General features: G+C 66.9%; 13 protein-coding genes. 8 read left to right on the top strand and 5 right to left on the bottom strand.

What is annotated here, in order from left to right; translation table 11 throughout:
- Window positions 1-467: 467 nt before the first annotated feature.
- From H7J89_RS22580 to H7J89_RS22570, 3 genes are all read left to right on the top strand, one after another.
- Window positions 468-3641 (top strand): ATP-binding protein, encoded by a 3174-nt coding sequence (locus H7J89_RS22580; RefSeq protein WP_264046883.1) that lies wholly within the window; start codon window positions 468-470, stop codon window positions 3639-3641.
- Window positions 3638-6304: an ATP-binding protein gene (locus H7J89_RS22575; protein ID WP_264046881.1), complete on the top strand. Its 2667-nt coding sequence runs from the start codon at window positions 3638-3640 to the stop codon at window positions 6302-6304. The genes H7J89_RS22580 and H7J89_RS22575 overlap by 4 nt, the downstream gene beginning before the upstream one ends.
- Before the next feature lie 113 nt (window positions 6305-6417).
- The gene (locus tag H7J89_RS22570; protein WP_264046879.1) at window positions 6418-6750 is read left to right on the top strand and encodes a recombinase family protein; all 333 of its coding nucleotides are present in this window, start codon (window positions 6418-6420) and stop codon (window positions 6748-6750) included.
- Between the two features lie 40 nt (window positions 6751-6790).
- Here the strand turns inward: H7J89_RS22570 and H7J89_RS22565 are convergent, their stop codons facing one another.
- The 4 genes from H7J89_RS22565 to H7J89_RS22550 form a co-directional block, all read right to left on the bottom strand.
- A complete protein-coding gene (locus tag H7J89_RS22565) occupies window positions 6791-7354 on the bottom strand; it encodes a hypothetical protein (protein ID WP_276042481.1) in 564 nt (187 codons plus the stop codon).
- A 134-nt stretch (window positions 7355-7488) separates the two neighbouring features.
- Complete coding sequence (locus H7J89_RS22560) at window positions 7489-7974, bottom strand: (2Fe-2S)-binding protein (RefSeq protein ID WP_264046874.1); 486 nt, start codon at window positions 7972-7974, stop codon at window positions 7489-7491.
- The gene (locus tag H7J89_RS22555) at window positions 7967-8860 is read right to left on the bottom strand and encodes an FAD binding domain-containing protein (protein ID WP_264046872.1); all 894 of its coding nucleotides are present in this window, start codon (window positions 8858-8860) and stop codon (window positions 7967-7969) included. Before H7J89_RS22555 ends, H7J89_RS22560 begins: the two co-directional genes overlap by 8 nt.
- Window positions 8857-11196, bottom strand: coding sequence for a xanthine dehydrogenase family protein molybdopterin-binding subunit (locus H7J89_RS22550; protein ID WP_264046870.1), 2340 nt, complete (start codon window positions 11194-11196; stop codon window positions 8857-8859). The genes H7J89_RS22555 and H7J89_RS22550 overlap by 4 nt, the downstream gene beginning before the upstream one ends.
- Window positions 11197-11264: 68 nt before the next feature.
- Here H7J89_RS22550 and H7J89_RS22545 point away from each other — a divergent pair, with 68 nt between their 5' ends.
- Window positions 11265-11825, top strand: coding sequence for a nucleotidyltransferase family protein (locus H7J89_RS22545; protein WP_264046868.1), 561 nt, complete (start codon window positions 11265-11267; stop codon window positions 11823-11825).
- On the opposite strand, the gene H7J89_RS22540 is transcribed toward H7J89_RS22545, so the two are convergent.
- Window positions 11822-13270 carry an amino acid permease gene (locus H7J89_RS22540; protein WP_264046866.1) on the bottom strand — a complete coding sequence of 483 codons (1449 nt, stop codon included), beginning with the start codon at window positions 13268-13270 and terminating at the stop codon, window positions 11822-11824. The two genes, H7J89_RS22545 and H7J89_RS22540, sit on opposite strands and share 4 nt — an antisense overlap.
- 372 nt (window positions 13271-13642) lie before the next feature.
- Here H7J89_RS22540 and dnaK point away from each other — a divergent pair, with 372 nt between their 5' ends.
- Genes dnaK through H7J89_RS22520 form a run of 4 tightly spaced genes read left to right on the top strand, consistent with a single transcriptional unit; the run spans window position 13643 to window position 17746 of the window.
- Window positions 13643-15502, top strand: a complete 1860-nt coding sequence (gene dnaK / locus H7J89_RS22535; protein WP_264046864.1) for a molecular chaperone DnaK — start codon at window positions 13643-13645, stop codon at window positions 15500-15502.
- Complete coding sequence (gene grpE, locus H7J89_RS22530) at window positions 15499-16131, top strand: nucleotide exchange factor GrpE (RefSeq protein ID WP_264046862.1); 633 nt, start codon at window positions 15499-15501, stop codon at window positions 16129-16131. The genes dnaK and grpE overlap by 4 nt, the downstream gene beginning before the upstream one ends.
- Before the next feature lie 53 nt (window positions 16132-16184).
- A complete protein-coding gene (gene dnaJ, locus H7J89_RS22525) occupies window positions 16185-17363 on the top strand; it encodes a molecular chaperone DnaJ (RefSeq protein ID WP_067212708.1) in 1179 nt (392 codons plus the stop codon).
- A complete protein-coding gene (locus H7J89_RS22520) occupies window positions 17363-17746 on the top strand; it encodes a heat shock protein transcriptional repressor HspR (protein WP_067790280.1) in 384 nt (127 codons plus the stop codon). The genes dnaJ and H7J89_RS22520 overlap by 1 nt, the downstream gene beginning before the upstream one ends.
- The last annotated feature ends 1 nt before the right edge of the window (window position 17747 follow it).

Below are 17747 nucleotides of genomic sequence, written 5' to 3'. Positions count from 1 at the left end.
CATAACCAACACGGCGTGTCACCGAAGTGGGGCCAAATCAGACCGTCACAACAACGCCCCGCCGCCATCCAGGCGGGGCCAAATCAAGCCGTCCTCCTGGGGCCAAATCAGACTGTCACGGCCATACAGGTTCTCCGACGGTTCGGTGCTGCGGGTGGACTTTGAGAGGGGGCGTTGGGTGGGCACGCTCTACACGCCTTCCATGACGATCAAGACACAAATCGTCGGTAGCGATGTAGATGTTCATGCCTGGGCCGCGGGGCTCGCGGCATAACACTTCTCCTCACGCGATCACCCGACTGTCGTTCCACGTCCCGCTCGCCGAGGCGGCGGCCACCAGCGATACGTCCCCTTCATCTGCGGAGACGCGCCGCTGGTGACGAGCTAATGAAACCTCTTCTGGGAATCGTTTAGCGCCCTATGCTGGTGAGTCGGGAAACCGGGGGGCGGAACCGGCGGAGGGTCGGATGACCGCAGCGACCGCGTGCCGCACGTGTGGCACCGAGCCGCGCGAGGGCGCGCGATTCTGCGACGGCTGTGGTGCGCCCGTCACGGGGCGCGACACCCATGCGGAGTACAAGCAGGTCACGGTGCTCTTCGCCGACGTAGTCCACTCGATGGACATCGCGGCGGTGCTGGGCGCGGAGCGTCTGCGCGAGATCATGGCTGAACTCGCTGACCGCTGCACACTTGTGGTCCAGCGGTATGGCGGCACAGTCGACAAATTCACCGGCGACGGGGTCATGGCGGTGTTTGGCGCGCCGGTGGCGTTGGAGGACCACGCGATCCGAGCTTGTTTTGCTGCGCTGGGCATCCAGGAACAGACCGCCCGGCTGGCCGCGGACGTTAGAGACCGCGATCAAGTGGACCTCCATTTGCGCGTGGGACTCAACTCCGGTCAGGTGATCGCCGGGGAAATTGGCTCGGGTGCATTGGGCTACACAGCCATCGGTGAGCACGTGGGGATGGCGCAGCGGGTGGAATCGGTGGCAGCGCCGGGCGCGGTGATGCTCAGCGAATCCACAGCGCGGCTGGTCGAGGGCGCGGCGACTTTCGGCGAACCTGAGCTGGTTCAGATCAAGGGTGCCGACGCGCCAATACCCGCCCGTCGGCTGCTGAGCATGCGCGACGGGCATCGCGCCACCGGACGTGTTGAGTCGAATCTGGTCGGTCGGCGGTGGGAGATGTCCGCCGTCGAAGCCCTGTTGGAGCGCGCCATCGCGGGCCACGGCGCGGTGGTCACGATTGTGGGCCCACCCGGCATTGGCAAGAGCCGTCTGGTGCGTGAAGTCTCTGCGATGGCGGCCACCCGGGGTGTCGAGGTATTCACCGCCTTCTGCGAATCACACACAAGCGACGTTCCCTTCCACGTCGTGGCGCGGCTGCTGCGCGCGGTCACCGACACTAAGGGTCTCGACCCGGATGCCGCCCGAGCACGGATACGGGTTCAGTATCCCGACGCCGACTCCGAAGACTTGTTGCTTTTGGGGGACCTGCTGGGGATCACCGATCCCGATGCCGAACTGCCCGAGATCGATCCGGATGCCCGTCGGCGGCGGTTGACCGCGCTCGTGAACGGCCTCTCGTTGGCCCGCGAAAAGCCTGGGGTCTACGTCGTCGAGGACGCCCATTGGCTCGATGAGGTCAGCGAGTCGATGCTGGCCGACTTCGTCACGGTGATCCCGCAGACGCCCTCGCTCGTGCTGGTCACCTACCGCCCCGAATACTCCGGCTCTTTGAGCCGGGTGAGCGGTGCCCAGAGCATCGCCCTTGCGCCGCTGAGCAATACCGAGACCACCGCGTTGGTGACCGATCTGCTCGGCCCAGACCCCTCGACAACGGAGTTGGCCACCATGATCGCCGAGCGGGCCGCGGGGAATCCGTTTTTCGCTGAGGAAATGGTGCGGGATTTGGTCGAGCGCGGTGTTCTGCTCGGCACCGGCAGCTGCTATGTCTCGACCGCCGATGTGGCCGATGTCAGTATGCCCGCGACTGTGCAGGCGACCATCGCCGCGCGCATCGACCGCCTCAGCCCTGGGGCTAAGCGCACCTTGTGCGCAGGGGCAGTCATTGGCTCGCGGTTCAGCCGGGACCTTTTGGAAACCTCGGGCATTGAGCCGGTCCTTACCGACTTGGTGGGGGGCCAGTTCATCGATCAGGTGACCTTCACCGCAAACCCTGCCTATGTGTTCCATCACCCGCTGATCCGGACCGTGAGCTATGAATCACAGCTGAAATCGGATCGCGTCGGACTGCACCGAAAGGTGGCGGCCGCCATCGAATCACGCGAACCCGCAATGGCTGAGGAGAACGCGTCGCTGATTGCCGAACACCTCGAGGCCGCGGGCGACCTTCATTCCGCGTTTGGCTGGCACATGCGCGCAGCCACTTGGGCGACCAACCGTGACATCACTGCGGCGCGACTGAGTTGGGAGCGCGCCCAACAGATCGCCGACGCCCTCCCTGCTGACGACCCCAACCGGACAGCCATGCGCATCGCCCCGCGAACCATGCTCTGCGGGATCGCCTATCGAATCCATGTCGGCGTCGCCGGTGCCCGCTTTGACGAGTTGCGGCAGTTGTGCACCATCGCCGGGGACAAGGCGTCACTGGCCATCGCCATGGCGGGGCTGGTCATGGATCACACGTTTCAAGACCGGATGCGCCAGGCATCGCAGCTGGCATCCGAGGCGATGACCCTCATCGAGTCGCTCGGCGACCCGACCTTGACCGTGGGGTTGTCCCTACCGGTGGTCTTGGCCAAGGTTTTAAGCGCCGAGTGGTGTGACGCGCTGCGGTGGTCACAGAGGGTCATCGACCTGGCCGAGGGTGATCCGTCTACAGGCAACATCATTTTCGGGTCTCCGCTAGCGTTCGCCTTAACCACGCGGGCGGTTGGCCGTTGGTGTCTGGGTCGTCCGGGATGGCGCGACGACTTGCGGCAATGCCTGGCCATGGCCCGCAGTGCCGACCCCATGTCCTACGCCGCGGTCGCCGCCTGTGTCTACAACAGTGTGATACCGATGGGCGTGCTGAGGCCGGACGATTCCGCGATGCGCCAGATCGAGGATGCGCTAGCGGTTGCCGAACGATCCGGTGATGACCTCGCGTTGAGCTTCGCCCGGATGGCGCTCGGCTTGGCGCTCGTGCACCGCGACACGGCTGCAGAGCATGACCGCGGACAAAAGCTCCTGGGTGAGGCCAGTGACGCATTCCTGCGCCAGAGACACAACCTCCACGACCTACCGCTCATCAATGCGTACGCGGCGCGCGAGAAGGCTCGGGGTGGAGGTCGCGATGACGCCATACCGCTCATGCGTGCCGCTGCCGATCATCTGTTCCGCGAGGGACACCTAATGACGTGGGGCATTCCTGCGACCGGTGTTCTGGTGGAGACACTGCTGGACCGCGGGGCCGGGAGCGACCTGGCGGAGGCCGAGGCCGCCATCGAGCGATTAGCGGCTGCGCCAGCCGATGAGGGTCTGGTGATACGAGAGATTTGGCTGTTGCGGCTACGGGCTCTCCTGGCGCGGGCTCACGGCGATACCGAGGCTTACACGGATCTGCGGGATCGCGACCGCCACATGGCGAGAACGCTTGGCTTCGAAGGGCATATCGACTGGGCCGAGGAAATGCCATGACCGCGGCTGCTCCTACGGGGGTGGTGACGTTTGTGTTCACCGACGTCGAGGGGTCGACCCGTCGGTGGGAGGCCGACGCCGATGGCATGCGGAAGGCCCTCGCGGCCCATGACGAGGTGTTGCGCTCGGCGGTCGTGGCGCACGGGGGCTTCCTGTTCAAGCACACCGGTGATGGCGTGTGCGCGGCATTCTCGTCACCAAGGGCAGCGGTGGATGCCGCCATAGCCGCGCAGCGCAAACTGGAATTGCCCGTCCGGATGGGCATTGCTACCGGCGAAGCCGAACTTCGCGACGGCGACTACTTCGGAGCGGTACTCAACCGGGCTGCGCGGGTGATGGCTGCCGGGCACGGCGGACAGATATTGATCGACGCCGCCACTGCTGAGCTCCTGTCAGGCGTTGACCTCGCTGATCTCGGAGCACGGCGACTTCGGGATATACCCAAGCCAATCAACGTATTTCAGGTTGCAGCGAACGGCCTACGAACTGATTTCCCGGCATTGAGGACGCTTGAGTCGAGACTCGGAAATCTGCGGCCGCCCGCTACGAGCTTCCTTGGGCGTGAGGAGGAGGTCGCCGAGCTACAGACAGCGCTCAAGGCGCACCGATTGGTGACGCTCACCGGTCCGGGTGGTGTGGGCAAGACCCGGCTGGCAGTGGAGGTCGCAGCACGTTTGGCCGCCGAGTTCTCAGACGGGGTGTGGGTGATCGAGCTTGCTCCCGTGGGCGATCCCACCGCTGTCGCCGAGGCGGTGGCCGCAACACTCGGAATCACTCAACAGCCGGGCATGAACCTTTCCAACAGCGTGGCCGCCGCACTGGAAGGTCGATCCAGGCTGCTCGTATTCGACAACTGCGAACACGTGCTCGACGCGGTAGCCGACTTAATCGACGGGATTCTGCAGCACTCGGCAACGTTAACGATATTGGCCACTAGCAGGGAGGGTTTGCGGTTGGCCGACGAGCAATTGTGGCCAGTGCCGTCACTGGACACCCGCGGCGGAGCTGACTCGGCTGCAGCAGCACTGTTCGTCGAGCGTGCGCAAGCTGTCGCCCCCACGTTGGCGTTAAGCGACATCGATGAGGCAAGCGCGGTGGCTGAAGTCTGTCGTCGCCTCGACGGCATCCCGCTGGCGATCGAGTTGGCCGCGTCGCGAATGCAATCCATGACCGTCGTTGAGTTACACGATCGTCTCCACGACCGGTTCCGGCTGCTGACCGGATCTCGGCGCGGCCTGGAGCGTCACCAGACTCTCCGGCAAGCGGTTCAATGGTCCTACGATCTGCTCGACGATAGCGAAAAAACCCTTCTGGCAAGATGTTCGGTGTTCGCTGGCGGATTCGACCTAAGCGCGGCCTGTGCCATAGCAGATTCTGGTGACGAGCTTGCAGTACTGGACATACTCGATGCCCTGGTACGCAAGTCACTTCTCGCCGCGGGACAATCATTTGGCCGGACCCGGTATTCAATGCTGGAAACGATCCGTCAATTCGCCGAGGAACAGCTCGTCAATACGGGCGATGCCGACCGCACCCGCGATGCCCACGCCCACTACTTCGCCGCCCGTGAAGACGATGTGCTGTCCCTATGGGACAGCCCGCACCAACGTGAGACCTATGAGTGGTTGGCTCGCGAGCTGCCAAACTTGCGTGCTGCGTTCCGCTGGTCCGTCGACCGAGACGACTTGGATACCAGCGCGACAATTGCCTTCTACGCCGCACTCCTCGGCATGTGTTCTTATACTTTTGAGCCCGTGAGCTGGGCAGAGGAACTCATCCAGCCCGCGCAGACCGCCGATCACCGGCGCCTGGTGCAGCTGTGTGCAATGGCCGCGCAATGCTATGCCGCTGGCCGCGTCGATGAAGCGATCAGCTATATCGAAGTGGGCCAGGCGGCTCTTGAGCGCGGGTGTTATGCCGACGTCCCGTTCGGCTGCGAGGCAACGCTTGGCACCGCTTACCACCTCAAGGGTGAGCCCGAGAAGACGGCGGCGATGGTCCGCCAAACCATTGCGCGAAGTTCCGGCACGCATACGGTTCCGCGCACGCAGCTGGTGTTGGCGCTAACGAACGCCGGTGCCTGCGACGAGGCTAGGACGATTGCCGACGATCTCCTACTGGCCGCAGACGCCACCGAGAATCCGCAAATCAAAGCACTGGCGTTGAACGCGTACGCTTGGGCCTACCGCGACGCTGACCCCGCCGCAGCGTACGACGTCAGTCGCCGCGCAATGCAGATCGCTCACGACAGCGGCAATCGGTTCATCGAGGCAACGATTTTTATTAACCTGTCAAGGCTCGCCGCCGGTCACGGTGATCCCATCGAAGCCCTCGACTACATGGTTTCGGCCGTGCGTAACTACCAGGACTCGGGCAGCTTTCTCCTGATAACCGGTCCGCTGGCGATGATCGCCATCCTTTTAGATCGACTGGGCCGTCATGAAGCGGCCGCAACCATCATGGGATACGGCGACGTGCCAGGATCCCGTCTGGTCTTCACCGAGGTGGATTCGGCGATCGCCCACCTACGTGAGGTGCTCGGCGACCAGGCCTACGAATCGCTTGTCCGCCAGGGAGAGTTGATGACCGTTGCCGCCATCGTGGCGTATGCATTCGACCAAATCGACCAGGCCCGAGCAGAACTGAATGCGGTCTCGAAATAGACCACATTCGAGACACTGGGCGGGCGCTCCGGCTCGGCCGCGTTCGTCGATGTCGAATTGTCTCAAAACTTCGTCTCGGAAATAAGTTTCGCAAATCTGCGATTTCCATACTTATGAGTCATGAGAACGACGGCGACCGATCCCCAGTCGGGCAACTGGTTGGCTATACCCGTGTTTCGACCCTCGCCCTGACGCTCGACCAGCAGAACGACGCACTCGCTGCGGCGGGTGTGACGAAGATCTTCTCGGACATCATGTCTGGCGCTCGTGACGACCGTCCCGGTCTGGCCGCGTTGATGGAATACGTGCGCGGAGGCGACACCGTCGTGGTCTGGAAGTTGGACCGGCTCGGACGCAACACCCTGCACATCCTTGAGACCGTCAAAGACCTAACAGGTCGCGGCGTCGCTGAGTTGATAAAGTCCCTACTTGCCCATCCGAGCTAGACATCCGCACAGTAAGCCCATTAACTGGACTTACAGGCCCTCAGAACGTGTTGACCTTGTCGATGCTGACGAACATGCCGTGGCCGGTGTGGTCGTTGGTGAAGCGGGTGCCGTCGGCGGTGGCGTTGATCGTCCAGCCCGCGGCGTTGTAGGTCTTGTAGTCGATCTGGACGGTCGGGATCGCCCCCAGGTTGCCAAGCACCCACTGCACCTTGCCGGCGGAGTCCACGCTGACGCCGTTGGCGTGCTCGCCGTCCTGCATGGGGGAGTTGGTGAACGGCGCCTCGCAGCCGACGGTGGCCTTATTGATCTGGCAGCGCGTGGTGCCCGACTTGGTTTCGATGAACACGTAACCGTTCTGGTCGGGCGGGAGCGGGATGGCGCCGGCCGGCGCGGTCGGGTTGGCCGGTGTCGTCGGCAGGCCGGGGGCCGGGCTTGCGGTGGGCGCCGGCGACGACGCGCTGGGCCTGGGGGTGGGGAACGTGGGCTCGACCGGGCCTGCGCCAGGCGCGGCGACGGGCCGCCCCGCGATGGTGGACGAACAGGCGTCGATCAGCACGGGACTGACCAGCACCGGCGCGATCAGCAGGGATCCTCCGGCCAGGCTCCACCGTGCCCTTTGCGAAAACCGCACGCGCCACTCCCGATTATCAGCGATATCGGGAAATCAGATTACGCGCGAAGTGACGAAACCCCCGGTAACCGCGCACCTATCGATGCGGCCCCGATGGTGAAGCTTTACCGCTGCGTGACCGATTGCGTCTCGGCGGCGCGGCGCGCGGCCGCGACGATGCCCTGGTAGCCGGTGCACCGGCAGAAGTTGCCCGACAGGCCCTCCCGGATCTCGTGGTCGCTGGGGTCGGGGTTGTCGCGCAGCAGCGCGGTCAGCGACATCACGAAACCCGGCGTGCAGAAGCCGCATTGCAGCCCGTGGCACTCGCGCAGCGCCGACTGCACGGGCGACAGAGTGCCGTCCGGCGCCGCGACGCCTTCGACCGTCGTCACCTCGGACCCGTCGGCCTGCACCGCGAACATCAGGCACGAGCGCACGGCCTCGCCGTCCAGCAGCACCGTGCACGCCCCGCATGCCCCGTGCTCGCAGCCCAGGTGCGTTCCGGTCAGCCCGCACTTGTCCCGCAGGAAGTCCGCCAGCGTCATCCGCGGTTCCACCCCGGCCGTGATTTCAGTTCCGTTGACGGACAACTCGATTGGGTGTTCACGCATTGCTTGCCCCCAGGGCTTCGGCTATCGCTTGTGTCCACGCGCGCGCGGCCATGGTGGCGCCGACCTTCAACCGGTAGGACGCCGACCCTTGCAGGTCGTTGGGAATGTCGTCGAGCCCGCTCATCGCGGCCTCGCCGATCTCCTCGGGCACCAGCTCGCCGACGGGCCTGCCCACGGCCGCGACCTCGGCCGCCGTCGCGCGCCGGACGGTGGACCCCATGCCCAGCAGCCCGATCGCGCAGCGCGACACCCGGTCGCGATCGTCGAGCTGGACGGCGACCAGGGCGCCGGCAATCGCGAAATCGCCGTGGCGGCGCGAGAACTCTTCGACGGCGAACCCGGACCTGCCGTCCCACACGGGAAACCGCACGCCGGTCAGCACCTCATCGGAATCCATGGTGGTCTCCCACACCCCGGCGAAGAAGTCGGCCGCCGCGATCTCGCGGCGCCCCCGCGGCGACTGGACCTCCATCACCGCATCCAGCGTCAGGGCGACCGCCGGGTATTCGCCGGCGGCGTCGGCATGGGCGATCGACCCGCCGAGGGTGCCCCGGTTGCGGATCTGGAAATGCCCGACGAACGGCGTCACCCGTGTCAACAGCGGAACCGCTTGGCGCACTTGCTCGTCGGCGCCAACGGTGGTCTCGGTGGTCCCCGCGCCGATCCACAGTTCTGAGCCCCTGCGCTCGATGCCCTGCAGCTCGGGCAGCCGGGAGATGTCGATCAGATGGTCGAAGTAGGCCAGCCGCATCGCCAGCATCGGCACCAGGCTCTGGCCGCCGGCAAGGATTTTCGCCCCGTCTCCCAAGTCACCCAACTCAGCCAGCAGGCCCACGGCGTCGTCGATGCTGTCGGGGCGGTGGTATTCGAACGCGGACGGTTTCACCGTTCCCCCCGATCCAGCTGGGCGGCGATCGACGCCGGACTGGCCGGCAGCCGGGTGATCGTCACACCCAGCGGTGCGAGCGCGTCGTTGACGGCGTTGATCACCGCGGGCACCGAGCCGATGGCCCCGCCCTCGCCGGCGCCCTTGTAGCCGCCCGGCCCCGGCCCGGGAATCTCGACGTGACCGAATTCGATCGGCGGCACCTCGGTGGCCGTGGGCAGCAGGTAGTCGACGAAAGTCGTTGCCAGCGGGTTGCCGTCGTCGTCGTAGACCATGTCCTCCATCAGGGCACCGCCGATGCCCTGCACCGTTCCGCCGGCGATCTGGCCCTCGACGACCGACGGGTTGATCATCGGCCCGACGTCCTCGCTGACGATGTAGCGCAGCAACGTCACCTTGCCGGTCGCCACGTCCACCTCACAGGTGCAGGCGTGGGTCGCGTTGGACCAGTGGATGGGGTTGGTCGAGTTGAACCGGGCGGTCGCCTCCAGGTTGGCCGACATTCCCGGCGGCAGCTGCTGCGGCGAGTAGTACGCCACGTACGCCAGCTCACCGAACGACACCGACCTGGCCGGGTCACCGCGGACGCTGGCCACCGAAAACCCAAGTTCCACTTCCGATTCCGCGACCTTGAGGTGGTGCGCGGCCAGCGCCACGATCTTCTCGCGCAGGATGGCGCCCGCCTCGCTGACCGCCCCCGCGGTCATCGGCGCGCTGCGGCTGCCCTGCGTGCCGGCCCCGTAGGGGGTGACCGCGGTGTCGCCCTGGATGGTGGCCACGTCGTCGATGTCGGCGCCCAGCGCGTCGGCGGTCAACTGGACGACGGTGGTCTCGATGCTGTTCCCGCTCGAGCCGCCGTTGACGTACACGTTGATCTTGCCGGTCGGCTCCATGCGGATGGTGGCGCCTTCGGTGGCCAGGTGGCCGGTGGCGGCGCCGGTCGGCTCGATGTAGGCCGAGAAGCCAAGGCCCAGATAGCGGCCCCGCGCCAGCGCCTCGGCCTGTTCTTTGCGAAACCCCTCGTGGTCAAGGATTTTCACCGCCTGCTCGAAGGTTTCGATGGGTGCGACGTGGTCGTACGGCATGCCGTTGGGGTTGACGTACGGCATCTCGTCGCGGCGCAAAAGGTTTCGGCGGCGCAGCTCCACCGGGTCGATGTTCATCTTGCGGGCGGCGATGTCGAGCAGGATCTCGCGCGCCAGCGTCTCGTACTGCCACGGGCCGCGATAGGCGGCCAGGCCGCTGGTGTTGGAGAACACCGTCTTGTAGTTGAAGCTGGCCTTGGGCACCCGGTAGGGGCCCGGGAAGAACATCCCGATCGCGGCCGTCGTCAGCACCGGGTACGGCGTCGGGTAGGCGCCGATGTCCTGGACGAAGTCGATGTCCGCGGCCGCGATGTTGCCCTCGGCGTCGAAAGCCATGCGCGCGGTGCCGTCGACGTGCCGGGCCTGCCCGGCCGACATCAGGTTCTCGCGCCGGTCCTCGATCCACTTCAGCGCCGCCGGCACCTTGCGCGCGGCCAGCATGATGCACATGTCCTCGCGCATCGGGACGACCTTCTGACCGAAGCCGCCGCCGGTGTCGCGCATGATGACCCGAACACGTTGCGCCGCAATGCCCAACAGGCGGGCGCAGAACGCCCGCAGTTCGTGTGGGGTCTGGGTGGACGCCCACATGGTGAGTTCTCCGGTGGCGGCCGTCCATTCGACGACCAGGCCGCGGGTCTCGATCGGCACCGGCGCGTAGATCTGCTGATAGATGTTCTCGCTGACGACGCACGGCGCGTTGGCGAACAGCTCTTCGTCCGGCGGGGCCCCACCCATCCCGCCGGCGACGTTGTTCGGGTAGGCGTCGTGCACCAGCACATCGGAGTCCTGGGCGCGGGTGAAGTCGCTGACCGCGGGCAGCGGCTCGTAGTCCACGTCGACGAGTTCCAGCGCGTCCTCGGCGAGGTAGCGGCTCTCGGCGACGATGAGCGCGACGGGGTCGCCGACGAACTTGGCCTCGCCCTCGGCCAGCGGTGGTCGCGGGGTGTCCGGCATGTCCTTGCCGGCGACGGCATGCCAGGCCTCTTTCACGTCCGGGTTGAGGTCGTCGGCGGTGAACACGGCGCGCACGCCGGGGAGCGCCAGCGCGGCCGAGGCGTCGATGCCGTTGATGCGCGCGCGGGCGAACGGGCTGCGCACGAAGCAGGCGTGCAGCATGCCCGGCCGCGAGATGTCGTCGACGAAGCTGCCGCGGCCGGTCAGCAGCCGGCCGTCCTCCACCCGCTGGACGCGGGTGCCGGCGTACCGGGGCGCCGGGGTGACGGCGTGCCCTTGTACGTCCTGACTCATGACGCTCCATCCGGCCGGTGCATAGCGATGTTATCGCTTTGGGAGAAGTGCAATGTCATCATAGGAGAGTGGGGTTACCGGAGTCGACCTCTCCACCACACAGCGTCGGTGTTGTGCTGGCCGCGGGTGCCGGGCGGCGCTATGGCAGGCCGAAGGTGCTGGTCGAGGGCTGGCTGCAGACCGCGGTCGACGCCCTGCGCGGCGGGGGCTGCGCCGACGTCGTCGTCGTGCTGGGCGCCGCGCAGGTCCCCGCCCCGGTCGGGGCGGTCGCGGTCCCCGTGCCGCGGTGGGAAGACGGGTTGAGCGCCTCGGTGCGCACCGGCCTGGAGCAGGCCGGCCGGATCGGCGCGGATTACGCCGTGCTGCACGTCGTCGACACCCCCGACGTCGGCGCCGCTGTGGTGGCGCGGGTGCTCGGCCGCGCGATCGCGTCCCCCAGTGGGCTGGCGCGCGCCGTGTTCGGTGATCGTCCGGGCCATCCGGTGGTGATCGCGCGCCGGCACTGGCCCGAGGTGCTATCGAGCGTCTCCGGCGATCGCGGCGCCGGGGCGTACCTGCGCACCCGGCACGACGTCGAGGTCGTCGACTGCGCGGACCTCGCCGGCGGTCAGGACGTCGACGAGCCTTAGGCCGCCGCGGATGGGTCGGCGGCCGGCAGCGCGGTGTCCTCGGCGGCGGCCCGCACGCGATTGCGGACCAGATACCAGCCGCCGATCAGCCCCGGGATCCCGACGGCCAATGCGCCGAGCAACCACGGGCCTTGGACCTTGTCCAACAACATCAGGACCAGGACGCCGGCCAGGAAGGCCAGCGTCAGGTAGCCGCTGTAGGGTGCCAGCGGCATCCGGAAGTGCGGCCGTTGCAACGTCCCGGCGCGGGACAGCCGGTAGAACCGCAGCTGGCTCGCCACGATCGTGCCCCAGGCCACCACCACGCCGACGGCGGCGATGTGGAGCACGATTTCGAACGCCTGGCTCGGTTTGACGGCGTTGAGCACGATGCCCAGGAGGCCGACAACGGCGGTGAGCAGGATCCCGCCGTAGGGCACGCCGTTCTTCGTCATGGGTGCGGTGAACTTCGGGCCGCTGCCGTTGATCGCCATCGACCGCAGGATGCGGCCGGTGGAGTACAGCCCGGCATTCAGGCTGGACAGCGCCGCGGTGAGAACGACGAGGTTCATCACGCTGCCCGCCCCGCCGAACCCGACCTTCGAGAAGAACGTGACGAACGGGCTCACGTGGTCCCGGTAGGCGGTGTGTGGCAGCAGCAGCGCCAGCAGGACCGTCGACCCGATATAGAAGATGGCGATGCGAAACACCACCGAGTTGATCGCGCGCGGCATGATCTTGTGCGGGTTCGCGGTCTCGCCGGCCGCGATGCCGACGAGTTCGACGGCGGCGTAGGCGAAGACCACCCCCGAGGTGACCAGCACCAGGGGCAGCAGGCCGGCCGGCAGGAGGCCGCCATGGCTGTCCCACAGCGCCACGCCGGGGTCGTGACCGTCGACCTTGAAGCGGCCGACCAGGAAGACGGCGCCAACGACCAGGAACGTCACCAGCGCGAGCACCTTGATCAGCGAGGCCCAGAATTCCAGCTCGCCGAACAGCCTGACCGAGATCAGGTTCATCGCCAGCACCATGACCAACGCGATCAACGCCAGCGTCCACTGCGGGACGGCCTGAAACGCCGTCCAATAGTGGCAGTAGTGCGCGATCGCGGTGGTGTCCACGATCCCGGTCATCGCCCAGTTGACGAAGTACAGCCAGCCCGCGGCGAAAGCGGTCTTCTCGCCGAAGAATTCCCGGGCATAGGACACGAAGGATCCGGAGGACGGGCGGTACAGCACCAGCTCGCCGAGGGCGCGCAGGATCAAGAACACGAAGATGCCGCAGATGCCGTACACCAGAAACAGCCCCGGCCCCGCCGACGCGAGCCTGCCGCCGGCGCCGAGGAAAAGACCCGTTCCGATGGCCCCGCCCAGGCCGATCATCTGTACCTGGCGGTTGGTGAGCCCCTTGTGATAGCCCGCGTCTTCGCGGGTGAGCCGCGCGGCGGCGCTGTCGAGCGGTGCCATCAAGCTCCTGCCGGGGGTGGCTCCAGGGAAGCTCAGGTTAACCCATCCGCGGGCCGGCGGGCTCGCCGAGCGGCTGCCGCTCCCTTCGAGGGCGACTGATCGGCTTCGGTGTGCGCCGGCGGCGCCGAGCGTGCGCTCATGGCGGGATTTGGCCACGATTTCCGCCCTGGGTGCACGGCCGGCGCCGTCGCGACGCACTTTTTCGGCGCCCCGGGAACAAGACGGCGGCGAGCGCCGTTAGCATGGTCGACAAGTTGAGCGAACCAGACTCAATGCTGGGTTGACACCACGGTGCCGTCCAGAGCAGTCTTGAGCGGGGTTCACTCAGCATAGTGGCACCAAGAAGGCTCTACTCAATCAGGAGGAATCACTATGGCTCGTGCGGTCGGTATCGACCTCGGGACCACCAACTCCGTCGTCGCAGTTCTCGAGGGCGGTGACCCCGTCGTCGTCGCCAACTCCGAGGGCTCACGGACGACCCCGTCCATCGTCGCGTTCGCGCGCAACGGCGAGGTGCTCGTCGGCCAGCCCGCCAAGAACCAGGCGGTGACGAACGTCGACCGCACCATCCGTTCGGTCAAGCGGCACATGGGCACCGACTGGTCCATCGAGATTGACGACAAGAAATACACCGCGCAGGAGATCAGCGCGCGGGTGCTGATGAAGTTGAAGCGCGACGCGGAGGCGTACCTCGGTGAGGACATCACCGACGCCGTCATCACCGTGCCGGCGTACTTCAACGACGCCCAGCGCCAGGCGACCAAGGAAGCCGGCCAGATCGCCGGCCTGAACGTGCTGCGCATCGTCAACGAGCCCACCGCGGCCGCGCTGGCCTACGGCCTGGACAAGGGCGAGAAGGAGCAGACCATCCTGGTCTTCGACCTCGGCGGTGGCACGTTCGACGTCTCGCTGCTCGAGATCGGCGAGGGCGTGGTCGAGGTCCGCGCCACCAGCGGTGACAACCACCTCGGTGGGGACGACTGGGACGACCGGGTGGTCGAGTGGCTGGTCGACAAGTTCAAGGGCACCAGCGGCATCGACCTGACCAAGGACAAGATGGCGATGCAGCGGCTGCGTGAGGCCGCCGAGAAGGCCAAGATCGAGCTCTCGAGTTCGCAGAGCACCTCGATCAACCTGCCTTACATCACCGTCGACGCGGACAAGAACCCGTTGTTCCTCGACGAGCAGCTGACCCGCGCCGAATTCCAGCGCATCACACAGGATCTGCTGGACCGCACCCGTCAGCCGTTCCAGTCGGTAATCAAGGACGCCGGCATCTCGGTGTCCGAGATCGACCACGTGGTGCTGGTGGGTGGTTCCACCCGCATGCCCGCGGTGTCCGAGCTGGTCAAGGAGATGACCGGTGGCAAGGAGCCCAACAAGGGCGTCAACCCCGACGAAGTTGTGGCGGTGGGAGCGGCCCTTCAGGCGGGTGTGTTGAAGGGCGAGGTGAAAGATGTTCTGCTGCTTGACGTTACGCCGCTGAGCCTGGGCATCGAGACCAAGGGTGGCGTGATGACCAAGCTCATCGAGCGCAACACCACCATCCCCACCAAGCGGTCGGAGACCTTCACCACGGCCGACGACAACCAGCCGTCGGTGCAGATCCAGGTCTACCAGGGCGAGCGCGAAATCGCTTCGCACAACAAGCTGCTCGGCTCCTTCGAGCTGACCGGCATCCCGCCGGCTCCGCGCGGAGTCCCGCAGATCGAGGTCACCTTCGACATCGACGCCAACGGCATCGTGCACGTCACGGCCAAGGACAAGGGCACCGGCAAGGAGAACACGATCAAGATCCAGGAGGGCTCCGGCCTGTCCAAGGAGGAGATCGACCGGATGATCAAGGACGCCGAGGCGCACGCCGAGGAGGACCGCCAGCGTCGCGAGGAGGCCGACGTTCGCAACCAGGCCGAATCGCTGGTCTACCAGACGGAGAAGTTCGTCAAGGACCAGCGCGAGGCCGAGGGCGGGTCGAAGGTTCCCGAGGAGACGCTGTCCAAGGTCGACGGCGCCATCGCCGAGGCCAAGACGGCCCTGGGGGGGACCGACATCGCCGCGATCAAGGCGGCGATGGAGAAACTGGGCCAGGAGTCCCAGGCGCTCGGACAGGCGATCTACGAGGCCACCCAGGCCGCGGGCGGCGCGGAGGCCGGTGCGCCCGGCGGACCGTCGGGCTCGGCTGACGACGTCGTGGACGCGGAGGTGGTCGACGACGACCGGGAGTCCAAGTGACGGACGGAAATCAGGAACCGGTGACGGTCACCGACAAACGGCGGATCGACCCCGAAACGGGTGAGGTGCGCCACGCCCCTCCCGGCCCACAGCCGGGAGGGGGCACGTCCCCCGGGGAGTTCGCGGGCGAAAGCCCCGAGGAGGCCGGCAAGGCCGCCGAACTGCTGGGCGACCTGCAACGGGTTCAGGCCGACTTCGCCAACTACCGCAAGCGTGCGCTGCGCGACCAGCAGGCCGCGGCGGACCGCGCCAAGGCCGCCGTCGTCAGCCAATTGCTGGGCGTGCTCGACGATCTCGAGCGGGCGCGTAAGCACGGCGACCTGGAGTCGGGCCCGCTGAAGTCGGTGGCCGACAAGCTGGACGGCGCCCTGACCGGACTCGGTCTGGTGGCGTTCGGCGAGGAAGGCGAGGACTTCGACCCGGTGTTGCACGAGGCCGTGCAGCACGAGGGCGACGGCGGCGACGGCTCCAGGCCGGTGATCGGCACGGTCATGCGGCAGGGGTACAAGCTGGGCGAGCAGGTCCTGCGGCACGCTCTGGTCGGTGTCGTTGACACCGTGCCGGACGAGGGCGCCCCGGCGTCGGAGGCGGCCGAATCGGACGATAACCCCGGCGCATCCGGTGAATAGACCACACAATCAGCACAACAACAGAACAGAAAGGTGGAAGGGGGTGACGCGACATGGCCCAGCGAGAATGGGTCGAAAAGGACTTCTATAAGGAGCTGGGCGTCTCCTCTGACGCCAGTCCCGAAGAGATCAAACGCGCTTACCGGAAGCTGGCGCGCGACCTGCATCCGGACGCCAACCCCGACAATCCCGCCGCCGGCGAGCGATTCAAGGCGGTGTCGGAGGCGCACAACGTGTTGTCGGATCCGGCGAAGCGCAAGGAGTACGACGAAACCCGCCGCCTGTTCGCGGGCGGCGGATTCGGCGGCCGCCGGTTCGACACCGGCGGTTTCGGCGGCTTCGGTGCTGGCGGTGACGGCGCCGAGTTCAACCTCAACGACCTGTTCGACGCCGCCGGCCGAAGCGGTGGCGCCAACATCGGTGACCTGTTCGGCGGCTTGTTCGGGCGCGGCGCCAGCGCCCGTCCCAGCCGGCCGCGCCGCGGCAACGATCTGGAGACCGAGACGCAGCTGGATTTCGTCGAGGCCGCCAAGGGCGTGGCGATGCCGCTGCGGCTGACCAGCCCGGCGCCATGCACGAATTGCCATGGCAGCGGCGCACGTCCGGGCACCAGCCCGAAGGTGTGCCCCACCTGCAACGGTTCCGGCGTGATCAACCGCAACCAGGGCGCGTTCGGCTTCTCCGAGCCCTGCACCGATTGCCGGGGCAGCGGCTCGATCATCGAGCACCCCTGCGACGAGTGCAAGGGCACCGGGGTCACCACCCGCACCCGCACCATCAACGTGCGCATCCCGCCCGGCGTCGAGGACGGGCAGCGCATCAGGCTGCCGGGGCAGGGCGAGGCCGGGCTGCGCGGGGCCCCGTCGGGCGACCTGTACGTGACCGTACATGTGCGGCCGGACAAGGTGTTTGGCCGCGACGGTGACGACCTCACCGTGACCGTCCCGGTGAGCTTCACCGAATTAGCCTTGGGCTCAACGATTTCGGTGCCCACGCTGGACGGCAAAGTGGGCGTCCGGGTGCCCAAGGGGACCTCCGACGGCCGCATCCTGCGGGTGCGCGGGCGCGGTGTCCCCAAGCGCAGCGGCGGTAACGGGGACCTGCTCGTCACCGTGAAGGTCGCCGTGCCGCCGAACGTGGAGGGCGCCGCGGCCGAGGCGCTGGAGGCGTACGCGGCCGCCGAGCGTGCCAGCGGGTTCGACCCACGGGCGGGATGGGCAGGTAATCGCTGATGGCCAAGAATTCACGAGACGAGTCTCGGACGTTTTTGATCTCGGTCGCCGCCGAGCTGGCCGGCATGCACGCCCAGACCCTGCGGACCTACGATCGCCTCGGCCTGGTCAGCCCGCAACGCACTTCCGGTGGGGGACGGCGTTATTCGGAGCACGACGTCAACCTCCTGCGCGAGGTGCAGCGGCTGTCCCAGGACGAGGGGGTCAACCTCGCCGGCATCAAGCGCATCATCGAACTGACCAATCACGTCGAGGCGCTGCAGGCGCGCGTGCAGGAACTCACCGAGGAGCTGGCACAGCTGCGCGCCGGCCAGCGCCGCGATCTGGCGGTGGTGCCCAAGAGCACCGCCGTGGTGGTGTGGCAGCCGCGCCGAGGGCGTTAGC

Source organism: Mycobacterium paraffinicum (assembly GCF_025822865.1).
In the GTDB taxonomy this organism is placed as follows: domain Bacteria; phylum Actinomycetota; class Actinomycetes; order Mycobacteriales; family Mycobacteriaceae; genus Mycobacterium; species Mycobacterium paraffinicum.
Note: the sequence above shows the minus strand (reverse complement) of the source record. Positions and strands in the feature narration are given on the sequence as shown.